This is a genomic window from Pedobacter sp. UBA5917 (assembly GCF_002432345.1).
Lineage (GTDB): Bacteria > Bacteroidota > Bacteroidia > Sphingobacteriales > Sphingobacteriaceae > Pedobacter.
In genome coordinates, this window is sequence record NZ_DJDT01000037.1 from 1 (window position 1) to 16,047 (window position 16,047).

The 16,047-nt window shown below is 41.3% G+C and carries 12 protein-coding genes; 9 read left to right on the forward strand and 3 right to left on the reverse strand.

Features of this window, described 5'->3' with window-relative positions; all coding sequences use genetic code 11:
- Positions 1-265: 265 nt before the first annotated feature.
- A complete protein-coding gene (locus B2V92_RS02440; RefSeq protein ID WP_293304520.1) occupies positions 266-901 on the reverse strand; it encodes a DUF5710 domain-containing protein in 636 nt (211 codons plus the stop codon).
- 231 nt (positions 902-1,132) lie between these two features.
- On the opposite strand from B2V92_RS02440, the gene B2V92_RS02445 reads away from it, so the two are divergent.
- From B2V92_RS02445 to B2V92_RS02480, 8 genes are all read left to right on the forward strand, one after another.
- Positions 1,133-1,963 carry an SDR family oxidoreductase gene (locus B2V92_RS02445; protein WP_293304522.1) on the forward strand — a complete coding sequence of 277 codons (831 nt, stop codon included), beginning with the start codon at positions 1,133-1,135 and terminating at the stop codon, positions 1,961-1,963.
- A gap of 147 nt (positions 1,964-2,110) precedes the next feature.
- Positions 2,111-2,905 carry a helix-turn-helix domain-containing protein gene (locus B2V92_RS02450; RefSeq protein ID WP_293304524.1) on the forward strand — a complete coding sequence of 265 codons (795 nt, stop codon included), beginning with the start codon at positions 2,111-2,113 and terminating at the stop codon, positions 2,903-2,905.
- Between the two features lie 101 nt (positions 2,906-3,006).
- The gene (locus tag B2V92_RS02455; RefSeq protein ID WP_293304526.1) at positions 3,007-3,855 is read left to right on the forward strand and encodes a DUF6597 domain-containing transcriptional factor; all 849 of its coding nucleotides are present in this window, start codon (positions 3,007-3,009) and stop codon (positions 3,853-3,855) included.
- 28 nt (positions 3,856-3,883) lie between these two features.
- Positions 3,884-5,080 carry a serine hydrolase domain-containing protein gene (locus tag B2V92_RS02460; RefSeq protein ID WP_293304528.1) on the forward strand — a complete coding sequence of 399 codons (1,197 nt, stop codon included), beginning with the start codon at positions 3,884-3,886 and terminating at the stop codon, positions 5,078-5,080.
- Positions 5,081-5,632: 552 nt separating this feature from the next.
- Positions 5,633-6,187 carry an RNA polymerase sigma-70 factor gene (locus tag B2V92_RS02465; RefSeq protein ID WP_293304530.1) on the forward strand — a complete coding sequence of 185 codons (555 nt, stop codon included), beginning with the start codon at positions 5,633-5,635 and terminating at the stop codon, positions 6,185-6,187.
- Positions 6,188-6,312: 125 nt separating this feature from the next.
- Positions 6,313-7,293 carry a FecR family protein gene (locus B2V92_RS02470; RefSeq protein WP_293304532.1) on the forward strand — a complete coding sequence of 327 codons (981 nt, stop codon included), beginning with the start codon at positions 6,313-6,315 and terminating at the stop codon, positions 7,291-7,293.
- Positions 7,294-7,374: 81 nt separating this feature from the next.
- Positions 7,375-10,089, forward strand: a complete 2,715-nt coding sequence (locus B2V92_RS02475; RefSeq protein ID WP_293304534.1) for a TonB-dependent receptor — start codon at positions 7,375-7,377, stop codon at positions 10,087-10,089.
- On the forward strand, positions 10,070-11,191 hold the full coding sequence (locus B2V92_RS02480) for a PepSY-associated TM helix domain-containing protein (RefSeq protein WP_293304536.1): 1,122 nt from the start codon (positions 10,070-10,072) through the stop codon (positions 11,189-11,191). Before B2V92_RS02475 ends, B2V92_RS02480 begins: the two co-directional genes overlap by 20 nt.
- A 225-nt stretch (positions 11,192-11,416) precedes the next feature.
- Here the strand turns inward: B2V92_RS02480 and B2V92_RS02485 are convergent, their stop codons facing one another.
- Both B2V92_RS02485 and B2V92_RS02490 read right to left on the reverse strand, forming a co-directional pair.
- Complete coding sequence (locus B2V92_RS02485; RefSeq protein ID WP_293304538.1) at positions 11,417-13,180, reverse strand: flavin monoamine oxidase family protein; 1,764 nt, start codon at positions 13,178-13,180, stop codon at positions 11,417-11,419.
- Positions 13,181-13,193: 13 nt separating this feature from the next.
- Entirely contained in the window at positions 13,194-14,381 is a 1,188-nt protein-coding gene (locus tag B2V92_RS02490) for an FAD-dependent oxidoreductase (RefSeq protein WP_293304540.1), read from the reverse strand.
- 400 nt (positions 14,382-14,781) lie between these two features.
- Between B2V92_RS02490 and B2V92_RS02495 the strand changes: the two genes are divergently transcribed.
- Positions 14,782-15,819, forward strand: coding sequence for a virginiamycin B lyase family protein (locus B2V92_RS02495; protein WP_293304542.1), 1,038 nt, complete (start codon positions 14,782-14,784; stop codon positions 15,817-15,819).
- The last annotated feature ends 228 nt before the right edge of the window (positions 15,820-16,047 follow it).

Here is a 16,047-nt window from a genome sequence, read left to right on the forward strand (position 1 = left end):
TCCCGCTGATTGCCCAGATTAATGCAGAATAACCCAAACAACCAAGTCAATGGGCTTCTGCGTTTAGCATCTTAAATCTGCAGGAAAACCATAAGTAGAATATACTGTAAATAAGGGCCATACACGCAATATTATGAAGCCAAATATTTAACCGTTACTTATTTCGATGATTGGGAGATAAAAAAGATGCACATTAAGATAAATCCGTGTTTATCTGTGTGCATCTGTGGTTAAAACCCTTTAATCGAAAAGGCTTTTACGTTTTTTATTTAATAAACTCCGAGAAATCCATTTCCTCAAACTGCTCTCCCCCGTATTCACCTTCGATCGCATAATCGTAATCCAGTTGAAATGCTTCAATCTTAATATCATCAGGATCGTAGGCAATGGGAAAAAACGGTCCGCCGGGCTCGTCATGGAGTTCGAAATCGCCCTGTAATATGCCGCAGTGTTTGCAGGTATTTGCCCAATAAGAAAACTGGATTGCTTTAGAAAAACTATACTTAAACTGTGGATGGGCCTTTTTGAAATGTTCCATAGCCGGAAGATCTGCGCTTTGGAGATAACTGAACAAGGTTGGATTTTCGCCTTTTACCCAGGCAACTTCCCCTCCATCGGGATCATCTTCATTTAGCTGCTCTAAATGATAATAATTTACCGCTGCCGGAGCCATAACCGGCGTTTTCTGTCCACATTTCCAGCAAATCCTTGTTGCTTTAGCCAACAGATAGGGCTTGCGGACAATACAATCTAAACGGCCAGCCGGGATCCACTTTGCAAAACGGTTAATATCATCGATATGGTCCGGAATAATCCATTTTTTGATTTCGGTAAGCCAGTAAGCACCAAGTGCTTTGGCCTCGTCTTTATCAGCGAAAGGAACGTTAAGGATATATGGCATGGTTTGGTTAAGCTTGCAGCACGAAAATAATTAAAATCGGATTAACTTAAACTAAACACATCATTTTTAACCGCAAAGAGCGCGGAGACTGAAGAGTTCTGTGTTAGATCCTGAAACAAGTTCAGGAGGACGCAATGCTAGAAATGGACTTTGCAACAAAATATTCTGGACCGTGCAACAAAACAGACAACCTCATTAATCCCCAACTTTGTGGTATAAAAATAAAGAAATATGAAAAAGACCATATTAATAACCGGTGCGTCATCGGGCATCGGAAAAGCAAGTGCAAAACATTTTGCAGCGCAGGGCTGGAACGTAATTGCCACCATGCGCAGTCCTGAAAAAGAACAGGAACTCATCAATAACGAAAACATTTTTATTACCCAACTTGATGTACAGAAACAAGATACCATCCAATCGGCCATACAACAGGGTATTGAAAAATTCGGCAGTATCGATGTTCTGGTAAATAATGCAGGCTATGGCGAATTCGGGATTTTTGAGGCTACGCCAGAAGAACAGGTAAGAACGCAATTCGACATTAATGTATTTGGTGTAATGGACACCATTAGGGCTATCCTACCGCACTTTAGGGCTAAAAAATCGGGTATGATCATTAACATCAGCTCTGGAGCTGGCAAGTTTACTCTACCGTTAATTTCCCTTTATTCGGCTTCGAAATTTGCTTTAGAAGGTTTCTCAGAATCCTTATCATTCGAATTGGCCGACCTTAACATCGGCGTAAAAATTGTAGAACCAGGCGGCGCAACCACCAACTTTAGTGCAGTAAGCGGCGAAAAATTTGCAGACAAACCGGTAATTGAAGATTATAACCATTTTATTGGCGCTGTAGGGCAGCTTTTTGCTGATTTATCCGGTCAGCGTTTGGCCAGTGCAGATGAAGTTGTAGATGTAATTTACGAGGCCGTAACCGATGGTAAAGATACTTTGAGGTATGTGGTGGGTAATGATGATTTTAAACAGCGTATGGCCAACAGACAGAACCTGGCCGATCAGGATTATGTAAATACGATTAAAGAGAGTTATAAAAAGTATCTTTAAAATTATTTTGTCATTCTGAATGCAATGAAGAATCTGTTATGTAAAGGCACAGAACCCTTTATTAAAGAATCACTGGCAGTTAACAGTATTCCATAGGGTAAAGATTCTTCGCTGCGCTCAGAATGACAATTAAAACGAAACAACAACATGAACGAAACCATGGCTTCTTCCTGCCACTACCAGCCTACTATTTCGGCTGAGCAGTTTATATCTGAGCATATTTTTATCCATATTGTTTCGGGTACGATTTCGTTTTACGATGGCAGTAAAGAATATCATTTTAAAGATGGCGATTACTTTTTTGCGAAGCGAAACAGTTTGGCAAGGTATTTTAAAAAAGGTCCGGAAGGTGGCGATTTTAAAACTGTTTCTACCTTTTTAAACCAGGATTTTTTAAAAACCTTTCAAAAAGAATATGCTTATAACGAAGAAATTTCTTCTATTAACAGCGCCATTATCCCGCTGCAACCTAATCCGCTGTTTGCAAACTACGTACAATCGGTAAGTCCATATATACAGGGCACTGATGCGGAAAGTATCGAACTTATGTTCCTGAAGAAGAAAGAACTGGTGCTGCTCCTGCTCAAAACCAATCCGGAACTACTGAATGTAATTTTCGATTTCAGCGATCCGGGAAAAATCGATCTCGAATCTTTTATGAACCGGAATTTCAAGTTCAATGTAAGCATCGAACGTTTTGCCTACCTTACGGGAAGAAGTTTATCGGGTTTTAAACGCGATTTTGAAAGGATTTTTAAAGATGCCCCAAGGCGCTGGCTGATCCAAAAGCGTTTGCAGGAAGCACATTTTCTGATCCAGAAGAAAAGGCAGAAACCAACGGAGGTTTATCTGCAGGTGGGTTTCGAAGACCTTTCGCATTTTTCTTTTGCCTTTAAAAAAGCGTTTGGCAAAGCACCTTCTGCCCTTCTGCAATCATCATGATCTGTAACAAAGTACATTTATAACTGATCGGATTTGATATCCTGTTTTAAATTAAGATATTAGTATCAACCCGATGCAGGTTTACCGATCAGCAATAAAAAATGAGCACCTACTACAGCGAGCTTTCCGTTCCACACCGTTATAATGGTTATATCCAAAAATTCTGGACACTTGATAACCTTGCACATGCTTTTTATACACCGGTTAAATACGCCCTCCCGAACGGTTATTGTACCCTGGTTTTTATCGATGGCAAAGGTGTTTGTTTAAAAATTGATGATAAACCAATTGAGCTGCCGGCAGGTATTTATATTGCGGGGCAGATGACCAAACGCATCGGCATTAGCTTATCGCCACATACCAGGGCCGTTATGGCACAGGTAAAACCATGGCTACCCGCGCTTATTACCAATTTTCCGATGAAGGATCTCGTTAATAATGTGATCAGTTTAGCATACCTCAATACAAAACTTTACCGCAAATTACTGAATGTAAACCAGGCAGAACAGAAAATTGTGGCTGCAGAACTCTGCCAAAAATTGGAAAGTTACCTGCAACAAAACGCTGATAGTTCGTTGATACAATGGGCTTTTAACCGGCTCGAAAACAGTCAGGCGCAACAGCACCGCATTGCCGACCTGGCTTTACCATCGGGATACACCCAACGCCGTATCGAACAGAAATTTAAAGCACTCGTTGGCCCTACGGCAAAGGAGATCCAACGGATTCTGCAGTTCAGAAAAGTAATGGAAGAATTTGACCAGTTCCAATCCCGTGGTTATTTAAGTGTACTTGCCCATCGCCATGGTTATTACGATCAGTCGCATTTTATCAGGTCGTACCAGCGCATTATGGGCGAAACACCTTCGCTTTTTGATCATAATGGCTACATTTTACCAATATCCGGGCATTTCGATTTTATACAATCTTCTCCCTTTACCGATCTATAAATTTGCTGCAGATTAAAATATGATGATCATGAAAAACCGGAAATTTATATGGATAGGTTTGATGCTGTTAACCTGCAGCAACGTTACCTGGAGCCAAACAAAAGCAGAGCAGCTCACCTCATCGCTACAGGCTTTTTATGATAGAGATAGCCTGCCCGGTATGTCGGTAGTATTGGTTGATGCCCATAAAATCATCTATCAGCACGATTTTGGTTATGCCAATATGGAGAACAGCACAAAATATAGCGATCGAAGCATACAGAATATCGGTTCGGTAAGCAAAACCTTTATTGCGGTTGCCCTGATGAAAGCGATAGAACTGGGTTATTTCGATCTGGAAACCGATATCAATACCATCCTCCCCTTTAAAATCACCAATCCAAATGCACCCGGTGGCACAATTACCATCCACCAGCTCAGCAACCATACTTCGGGCATTATCGATAATCCTGCGGTTTTTCCGAATGTATATCATTTTGATACCGGTTTAGCCCCTTACGATAGTGCTGCTTATAAAATATTACAGGATCTGGGTTACCGTCAAGAGATTAGCGACAGTGCATTGGGACCATTTATGTATAACTATTTGTCATCAAAAGGAAAATATTACCATCCCGAAAATTTTGGAAAGGATGCACCAGGCCTGGCTTCGAGTTATAGCAACATTGCTTCGGCATTGGCGGCATATTTAATCGAAATCAAAGCCGGGATGCCTTATGCAGATTTTGTTACGAAATACATTCTAAAGCCACTCAAAATGAACAGTTCGGCATGGAAACTGGATAATACATCACTAAAAAATTATGCCAAGCCTTATTATAAACGAAATGCGCCATTTCCCTATTACCATTTTATTACCTATCCTGAGGGTGGTTTGCGGACCAACACTTCCGAACTTAGCAAATATGTGATGGCAATGATTAAAGGTTATAATGGCGATGAATCTCTTTTAAAAAGTGCTGCTTATAAAACCATGTTTACCCCAGAGTTCTCTGCACAGGCGCCACCAAAAGGCATCAGCTTAGCGAAGCGCAACAAAGGTATTTTCTGGAACCTCTATAACAATGGCACCATTGGGCACGACGGTGATGATCCTGGCGTAAGTTCTTTTTTGTTCTTCAATCCAAAAACTGGAATGGGTGGAATTTTTCTCTGCAATAAATACCTGGAGGATAAAACGGCCATTATTAATCTATTGGTGGAATATACAGAGGAGGTTCAATAGTTCATTGGTCATTGGTTCATTTGTTTATTGGGTTATCGGTTAATTGTTTACCCTTCGGCTACGCTCAGGAGGTTAACTGTAAAACGAGCATACCTCGCAATCCGTCATTCTGAACTTGTTTCACAATCCAAAAAAAAGCTACCGTTTTCATTGCAAACTGTAAACTGCCAACTGTAAACTTCCCTCAATCCGTCATTCTGAACTTGTTTCAGAATCTAGCTAAAATAGCCTTTCCATTTTTCATTGCAAACTGTAAAGTGCCAACTGAAAACTATAAATTGCCCTGCAGGCCTTTCCGAACTTTAATAAAGCACAAGTCAGGGCCTTTGCTTTGCCCATCGGCACTAAGACTTGCGCTAGAACAAGGGGTTAATTGCGTAGATTGTTAAATTGTTAGATTGCTGCATTGTTAAATCGATCGCCAGATTTTGAACATTGCGGTTTGATCATTGGTAATTTATATCCAACCTCTGGCTTCCAGCTAAAAATAATTTTATCTTTTTATTTAGATTGATTCCATATAATGTTTTAGATTTGGCAAATTTTTAACAGGTGATAAATAGAAGCCATTCTGATCCGGATCAAAACTTTGCCCATGACAGCATCACGGAGCAGAATTTCGAACACCTGTATAAAAGTTACTGGAAAAAGGTTTTTGGGATTATTTACCACTATACGGAAGACAAAGAAATTGCTGCAGAATTATCGCAGGAACTTTTTGCTACCATCTGGGAAAAACGCGATACGATCCGGTTTAAAAAAGACATTGGTGCATATTTGTGCAGGGCTGCCAAGCTCGAAGCTTTTGATTACATCCGTACGAGTGTACGCCGGAAAGAATTATTGGAAAGTTTTCCCGCTGGTTATCACGAAGCCCAGAATAATACAGAATATACGGTATTATACAATGAACTGCGCAACAACCTCGATACTCTGATAGGCCGGCTTCCTAGTCGTTGCCAGGAGGTTTACAGCCTGAGCCAGAACGATGGTTTGAATAACCGGACTATTGCTTCACGGCTTCTTATATCTGAAAAAACTGTCGAATACCACCTGTATAAGGCCATGTCGTTTCTACGCGAATCGCTAAGTCACGGAAATACTTAACAAAATAACAATATCATAATCAGCAACTTATATCATTTATCAAATTTTATCCATTTTTAACCTAGGAGAAAACAATACTTATACATCATGTTTATAAAAGGAATGTTCCTCTCTTTCCAATAAGCATGAAAGTTAACCAAGAACTGATTTCGAAATATCATCTGGGCCAATGTACGACCGAAGAAAAACTGGCAGTTGAAACCTGGCTGGAATCTGATGAGGCTGAATTCAGTTTTCCCGATGATTTTGATACCGATGCTTATCAGGCCAATGGATGGGAAAAACTTTCAAAAAGATATGGACTTGAACAAGATAACCTGATTAAGTTTGAGGCCCCGAAGAAAAAATCAATTATTAAACGCCTTTGGCTACCTGTTGCCGCCTGTTTCGCCATTGTATTTATGCTGGGATTGATTTATCACCTATCCCAAAGCAATCAGCAACCTTCTGCCCTGCCAAACTATCAAACCATAAATGTTAGAAAGGGAGAAAAAAAATACCTCCGGTTATCAGATAGCACTGAAGTTTGGCTCAATTCGGAAAGCAGCATCAGTTTTCCAAAAGTGTTTGCAGGAAATAAAAGGGCAATTCGTTTTATGGGCGAAGCTTATTTCAGGGTAGCCAAAAACCCTGCAAAACCTTTTATCATCAGCTCACCGCGCAGCACCACAAAAGTTTTGGGTACGAGGTTTAACCTGCGCGATTACAATGATGAACAGCGTAGTGAACTGGTGGTTGAAGAAGGAAAAGTTAGTTTCTCGGCAGTAAAAACCAGTCAAAATCTCATCTTAACAGCCAATCAAAAAGGGATCATTAATACCACAAATATTCCCGATCTGATCCGTGAAAACATTATTTACAGCGCAAAATATACCGATTGGAAAGAGAACAGGCTTGTTATAGACGACCTTACCCTCGAAGAAATCAAACCTGTTTTAGAACGCTGGTATAACATTAAACTCATCATTGCCAACAAACAACTAAACCGCGAACGTTATAAAGGAACTTTTAATAATCCAGGTATTCAAGAAGTGCTCAGCAGTATCTGTTTTGCCATAAAATCAGATTATTCCCAACAAAATAAAACCTTCGTTATAGGAAAATAAAAAACCCGGCTTCTGTCTGCAAACTTCAATCCGGGCTATTGCAAATCAATTTATCAATTCATTTAAACAACAAACAAAAGTATGCACAAAGCATGTACCCCAAAGAAAAAAATCCCATTAATACTATTATTTTTTTGTTCGTTATGGTTTATTCCGCTTAGCATAAAGGCACAACAGGATTCGCTGCTGAATAAAACCATTAGCATACAGGCCAGTAACATCAGTTTAAGCGATGCACTCGATGCCATTGCGGCCAAAGCAGGTGTTACTTTCTCTTACAGCAGCACCCAGTTGAATGTGCGCAGAAAAGTGACTTTTAATTTTGAAAATAAATCGATCAAAGACATCCTGACCAATTTAATGGGCCGGCAGATCAAAAGGTTAAGTACCGAAGGTCAGAATATTACCATCCAAACTACAGCAGCAAAAGGCAGCGTATCCGGAAATGTAAAAACCAGCGATGGCAAACCTGCTGCTTATGTAACCGTAGAAATTGCAGGTGTAAGGGCTACACAGGCCGATATTAACGGAAATTACACTCTTAAAGAACTCGAAGAGGGAAATTATACCATTGCCGCCAATTATGTTGGTTTTAGTCCGCAGCGGAAACAGGTAAATGTAAATGCAGCTAAAAACACCGTGCTCAACTTTAACCTGACCGAAAACAGCAACGACCTTAACGAAGTGGAAATAAATGGGCGGAAGAAAAACAAGTTCGCGGTACGTAAGAGTGAAACGGTAGCCAAACTGCCATTAAACAACCTCGAAAATCCACAGGTATACACTACCATTACCAAATCACTCATCAACGAGCAGATTACCACCGACCTTACCGATGTGCTGAAAAACACGCCGGGCGTATTAAAAATGCAAGGTAGTATTGGCAGAAGTGGCGATGGTGCAGTTTACTATAACCTGCGCGGTTTCCCTACCCGTATTTCGATGATCGATGGCATTGCCGGACAAACGAACGGTGATATCGACCCGGCCAATATCGAAAAAATTGAAGTAATTAAAGGGCCATCGGGTACGCTATATGGCGGTTCGCTCACTACTTTTGGCGGATTGATTAATGTGGTTACCAAAAAACCACTGGATACACTTGGCGGAGAAATTGGCTATACCACCGGAAACTTTAACCTTAACCGCCTTACAGCCGATGTTTACGGACCGGTTAATAAAGATAAAAGTTTAAAATTCCGTTTAAATGCTGCTTATTATAAACGTAACAGTTTTCAGGATGCAGGATTCAGGAAATCGGTTTTTATTGCACCAGTAATCTCTTACCGCTTTAACGAAAAACTCGAACTCCAGTTAAATGCAGAGTTTTATGATTACGAAGGAACCAATCCGGCAATTGTATTTTTACACCGTACCCGGAAATATATTGCCACTACCCCCGCCGAACTCAATTACGACTGGAAGCGTTCCTTTACCTCTAACGATATTACCTTAAAAGCGCCTGCATCGAATATCCACGGACAGTTAAATTACAAGATTTCTGATCAATGGACCTCACAAACAAGCTTTTCGAGAAACATCAGAAAAACCGATGGGGTTTACCAGTACGAATTTATCCGCGGTGCCACGAGCGATGACCTGGTAGAGCGAAATGTACAATACCAGAATTACGAAGGTACATCAACAGCGGTTCAACATAATTTTAATGCCGATCTTAAAATAGGCGGCATGAGGCACCGCTTGGTTGCAGGGCTCGACTACCTTAATCAAACCACCTATAACAACAACTCCCCGATTGTAAAATTCGATACCGTAAGCGCCATTGCCGGCACACTGGCAGCCAAATATGGGAATCTTACCCGCGCAAAGGCCGAAGCAAAAATTGCGGCAACCACCGGTATTGGTGCAGCAGGTGCAGTAATTAAAAACTACAATTCGAGCAACATTTACAGCATTTATGCCTCCGATGCGATTAACCTAACCAACGACCTATTGGCCATGTTAAGTTTGCGTGTTGATCGTTTCCAAAGCCTCGGCACCACCAACCTTGCTACCAATACACCACAGGTTAATACCACTTACAACCAAACTGCGATATCGCCAAAATTTGGTCTCGTGTATAATATCCTGAAAGAAAGGCTTTCCGTTTTTGGTAATTACATGAACGGTTTTAGCAATGTGGCACCCGTTACCCAGCCTCTGGATGATGTTTCGGGAACCTTTAAACCACAACAGGCCAACCAGCTCGAAGGTGGTGTAAAAATGGATATCTTTGAGGGCCGCCTGTCTTTTACCGCAAGTTATTATGATATTAAGGTAAAAGATGTAACCCGCGACGAAGTACTCACCAGAAACGGAACCGATTATAACATTGTGGTGCAAAACGGTACACAAAGCAGTAAAGGGGTAGAATTTGAGCTGATTGCCAATCCATTAACAGGCCTGAACCTCGTTGCCGGATATAGCCACAACGAAAGCAAACTTACCAAATCGTCTGTTGCTTTGGAAGGAAGAAGACCAGCTTCGGCAGGGCCTGAAGACCTGATCAATTTTTGGGCAAGTTATGTACAGCCAACAGGAAAACTAAAAGGTGTTGGAGCCGGATTTGGCGGTAACTATGCGGGCAAATATCTTTCGGGCAACTCGTTAACCACAGGTACTTTTACTTTTCCCAGCTATACCTTACTTAATGCCAGTATATTTTACGATACGCCCCGCTTCCGTATCGGACTTAAAGGAGATAACATAGGCGATGTATTGTATTTTACCGGACAGGGCGTTTTAAGCCCACAATTGCCAAGAACCCTTTCAGCCAATGTTACGGTCAGATTTTAAGAAAAAAATAAGCTTTTTACACCTCTGGCTCGGATTAATTTCCGGGCTGGTGGCTTTTATTTTAGGGATTACCGGGGCTATTTATGCTTTTGCCGATGAACTGAAAGAAATCTGCTATCAGGATAGGCTTTATGTTCAAATTCCCTCCGATCAGCAGAAACTATCGTTGGATTTACTGGTAACCAAAGCGCAAAATGCACTTGGCAAAACACATAAAATATCCAGGGCCGAAATCTCAAACAAACCCGGAAAAACCTATATGTTCAGGGCCTTAAAGCTCAACCGTGATGCTTTTGGCTACCAGGGATATTATCAATATTATTATAAAGCCTACATCAATCCCTATACCGGCGAAGTTGTAAAGATCGAAAATTCGAAAAAAGAGTTTTTCACCATCGTACTTGCCCTGCACATGAATTTGCTGCTGGGCGATAAAATCGGTCAGCAGGTGGTGCGTTATGCCGTAATCTGCTTTGTATTGCTACTTTTATCGGGTATTGTGCTGTGGTGGCCAAAAAACAAAAAAGCTGCTAAAAACAGTTTCAGCATCAAGTTTAAGGCAAAATTTAAACGGTTAAATTACGATTTGCACAACGTGCTTGGCTTTTATGCTTTTGCTATACTTTTTATTATTTCCTTAACCGGACTGGCATGGTCATTCGATCTGGTAAGCGAACAAAAATCGGCTATAAAGTCTGACAGTACCCAAATGGGCGTTGCAGGCCTACATGCTGCAATCATAGCCAAAACCAATAATCTTTCACCACAAGCGGCTTACCTGCTCTATAATTTTCCTGCAAAAAAAAGTGGAACCGTTAATGTGAGCGCTTATCAGAGCACGGCACATCTTTACGAGAAAACCCAATACCGTTTTGATCAGTTTAGTGGTAAACTCCTGCAACAAGGCGAACCTTTTGAAAAACTAAAGCCACTAGGCAAATTAAAAGCACTCAACTACGATCTCCATACCGGTAGTGTGATGGGCTTTGCAGGGAAATTTTTAGCCTGTATGGCTGGTTTAATTGCTGCCAGTTTGCCAGTTACAGGGCTGCTGTTTTATGTTAATAGGAAGAAAGCTGCCCCAAAACGTTTATTATATTAAGAATATTTACATTTAAGAATTTGAGATTTCTCCGTTACGTTTGAAATAACGGTAATCTTAGTGAAGTTATTGAGCTGCATAACTAAAACCTCTCAGCTACTTTTTATAAACTCAAATAAAAAACGTCATTTCGATTGAAACGCAGTCCCGAATCTTCGGGAGAGAGACATATCTTCATAGATTTCTCGACTACGCTGCACTTCGCTCGAAATGACGTATTTCTTTCTACCAGCCCAAATAATAAGTAGGACTTAACCAATAAGGCCTATCTAATCCAAAACAATCCTGCAGCATTTTTTCAGCCACACAAAAAGCACCCTCTACCCAGCCCTGCTGATCAGAATAAGCCTCGCCAATAATATGGATCTGCTCATCTCCTACCGGTTTACGCATGTATGGCATTACATTTTCTACCGAGTAGCCCGCTTTCCAGGCATGGTATCCTGCGCCGAAAGGTTCATCGGTCCAATCTCTGAAATAAGTAACATAAGGCTCGGGGATGGTTATGTCCTGCCCATGCAGTTCGCGCAGCTGGGTCATTAACTCATCTACCATCAGTTTGGTTGCCTGTACGCTATCCAATTGATGCAGTTCTTTTAACGAGGCCGATTTTGCCGGTTTCACTTCGAAAAGTAATTTATCATCGGTAAGTGCTTTCCAGAAAGTTTCCGTTTCCATGTCGCCATAACTGCCCAGTAACATCGAGTTGTTGGTTACCGGATCGGTACCGAAATAATAACATTGCCTCATCGGTAAATCGGTAATCGAGTGACCGGAATCGATGCCCAAATCTTTCCACCACGGGTATGGAAAGCCCATTAATATTTTAAAGGCCGGCTCCATAATTACCGAACGGATATTATAATTGAGTTCAGAATTTTCGTTGATATTGAAAAAGAAATTCTCCTGATCCAACAGTTCCAGCGATTTTCTCGGCATAGCGAGTACAAGTGTATTTGCGTACACATTCCAGGTGGTATTCGTTTCCAGGTTAAGGAAAGTGAGCTGGTATTTATGCGTATCGATTAAAGGATGCGTTTTGGTAAAGGTAAGCAGTTTATTTTTCGACCAGATGCAAGCTCCTTCATTGTCGGTATAGGCATTGGCTACCGCATAAGCAATGCTATCGTAACCTTCTTCGATGGTTTTATAGATCGTTCCGGCAGAAAAATCGCCCACCATATAAGGAAAAGCTTCGGCCGAGTTCCAGTTAATCGTATTCGAATAATATCCGCCGGCATTGGCTAAAAACTCATAACCTTCCTGCGAAACCTGGTCTTTAATCAGGTTCCAGAAACCCAGGTCGTTTACTTTACGTTTATCGTAAGGCGAGTTGGGGAAATTGTACACCAGTTTTGGTTTGATATCGTCCCAATCTTCGCTCGTTAGTTCAAAAGAATAAGCATAAATCGAATCTCCCTTGATGATTTTTTTACTGTAGGTTGCAGCCACATACGGATCGGCCATTAATACATCGTAAATGATTTTATTGAACAGTTGATCTGAGCTGAAACCAAAATCATCATCATTGAGGTAATAGCGTGTGCTTAGTTTTTCGCCTGCCGCCTGCGCAACATCCCAGGCATTTTGCTTAAACTGCTCTTTTCTAAGATACATTAACAGATCTGCCGGATTACCCATAGGGAATGGAATAGGCGTCATTTTATCTTTAAGTACCGGCGTACGTTTTGCAAGATCAGGCTCCGAAAGCGGATAACCCTCGATCAAAGTGGTTACAATTTCCTGCGAAGTAAGGTAACGCATTCCACCCAGTTCGCCCCAGAAATCCATGCCGGGCATAATTACCGATTCAAGCCTCCCGCCCAGTTTATCGTTCATGTCGAAAATCTGTACCTGGCTTGCGGTATATTTTTTATCTGTTACCAAACGGTAAGCGGTATACAAACCGGAGGTTCCGGCGCCGATAATGGCTACTTCTAATTTTAAATCAGGTTGTTTCCCTGTATTTAAAGGTGTGTTTTTGTTCATATTCAGATGGTTTTTAGAAAGCTTTAAAATATTTGTAACCTAACTGGAAAGGGGTAATATCAAAATCGGTATGCCCATCGAGTACCAGATCAGACATAATCTTACCTAAGAAAGGGGTAAATTTTGCTGCCCAACCGGTGGCGTACAGTACAATATTTTTATGGTTAGGTACATAGTTGGGTGCAAAATCGATCAGAAGTTCTTTATTGGCTATTTTGCTCAGGGCAATCAGACAGGTAGAAGTATATTCGGGTTCTGTAGCCAAACCGGTCATGTGCTGTTTTACCCAATCGGAGGTATAACCCAGTTCCTGTTCGTTAGGGATCAATGTTCTATCGCTGGGCTCTTCAATGGGCTCGATAACGAAATCGGGGGCCACACGGATATATTCAGGATGGTCCCAATCAACCGAAGGGAAACCATAAAACTGGTTGCCGTTCTGCCCCACTTCATTTTGGAACACAAACCAGGTTGGGTATTGGATATTTGGATCGGTTTTTTTAAAATAAGCCGACGACATATTCCAATAGGTAGCTTCAATTTTAAAGTCGAGCAGGTTAATTACACTGTTAATATAAGGCCCCGGCACAATAGCCAGTTTTTTGGCAATGTAGATGCCGTTTGGCGTTTCGAGCTCAAAAAGCTCACCTACCTGGTTAATTTTAAGTACCGGCGAATTCTCTTCCAGCTGCACCGTTTCTTCTTTACGGCAAAGGCTTAAAAGCGTTTCAATAGTGGCTTTAAAGTTGATACTGGCACCATCAGGCTGAAAAAGTCCGGTATAAGATTCCGGCAGGTTTTTAAAATGGTATTGTTCTTCTATCTGCGTTGCGGTAAGTGTGGTGTAAGGAACATTAAGGGCTTTTAACGATGCTTCTGCCTCTGCAATATTGCCTTCGGTAGAGTGTACTGCAGGATCTCCAAACCAGAGTGTACCTACTTTATCGAGCAATGAAGTACCGGTTTCCTTTTCCAGCTCATCCCAGTAAGGTTGTGCACCTAAAGCCATCTGCACCATGTACTCATCGGGATACGGAATCCTGAACTGGCGCGATACCCCTGCCGAACTGCCCAACTGGTTTACAAAGGTAAACTGCTCGAGCACCAGGGTATTGGCCTTTCGTTTACCGAGCTCCCTGGCTGTGGCGAGGCCTATGGCACCTCCGCCGATAACGATTACATCGTAATTTTCTGTTTTCATAATTGTTGTTTGTTTGGTTATTTAGGCTTGATAAAGGAGCCGATAAAAGCTTATTGGATAATTAAGCTGATATGCGGTCTCCTTAACGTGGTGTGTATCATCACCCGTTTAAAACTGAAAAATCAATCGCCTTTTGTGCAGCATGATTACAGCTAAAACAGTAAAAGATCTAAATGGTAATGGGTAGTAAATGTGGGTAGGATGAGCTTGTACATGGCAGATTAATTTAGAGAGTGGGATGCTGAAAAATATTCCTGATTTGTTTGGTACACTTCAAAACTAAACAATAAAGCATCATTTTTTTATACTCAGTTTTAAGTATTTTGTATATCTCATCAGCCATCAACTGTTAAATGTACAGTCAATGATGTATATTTAATAAACGAATCCCAAATCAAACATGAACAGCTTATCTGGTAAATTCCCCGATACCTTTCAAAATTTAAATATTGTTGAATACAGCTTAAACTGGCCAGGCGGCGAAACTCAATCAACACACGAACTGGTAATCAATACGGAATATATTTTTGTAACCGGGCAGAACATGCACCGCGTTGCCAAGTTCGACCATCAGGGCAACCTGATTGAGTATTATACCATGCCCGAGGGAAGTGGTCCGCATGGTATCCTAATAGATAAGGAAGGGAGATTATGGGTTTCGCTTGAATTTTTTGGTCTGGTGGTACAATTAGATGACCAGGGAAATATTGTGCGCGAAATTGATGTAAAACTATATGCCGAAGGTGCGGCAAACCCAATTAATACCGCTCCGCATGGTATAGGTTTGGATGCTGATGGATTATCGATATGGTTTACAGGAAAACGTACCAGCACTATTGGCCGCATTGACACTGAAGGCCGGGTAACACATTTCCAACTAGAAACGCTTGCTGCACTGCCTATTTTTTTATCGGCGGGGCCCGACGGTGGAATATGGGGAACCGAATTATATGGTAGCAGCATTTTAAATATTTCTGCCACGGGAACCGTCCGCGAATTTAAGATCCCTACCGCTAATAGCAGACCTATAGCCATCATTCCCGATCCAACTGAACCATATATGTGGTTTACAGAAGAGGCCGGCCAAAAGATCGGCAAAATAGATATGGAAGGCAACATTACCGAATATCCGGTACCTGCACTACAAAAAAACGACATTTTAGCTTCTTTAACTTTCGATCTTGAAGGCAATTTATGGGTACAGGTTTATGTTGATATGAATAACCCCGTGCCAGCCGGAAATGATTACCTGATCCGCTTCGACAGATCGATCAGGACGCTCCCCGACGCAGATCTTTCTGGTGTAACTTTTAATACTTTTAAAATCCCAAGCCGTATGTCGATGATGCACCGCATCAGAACCGATTCGGTGGGCAATCTTTGGTTTACAGAAATGATGACTGATAAACTGGGTAAGGTATTTTTACTACCTGAATAAGAAATAGTGTATTTGAACACTAAGCAAGCACCCCTCATAATTAAAAATTCTTACCACTACCTGTCCCGATTATCAGAAGAGGTAAACATGGACTTATATCTGTATTCCCGGCTGAGCAGCATTGGTGAAATTATATTTACCATTTGCCTAGTGGCTTAACTAAAATAAAGCCGCCTGCAATTATGTGTACAGGCGGCTTTTGCTTATTATTACGAATAAATCGGTGAG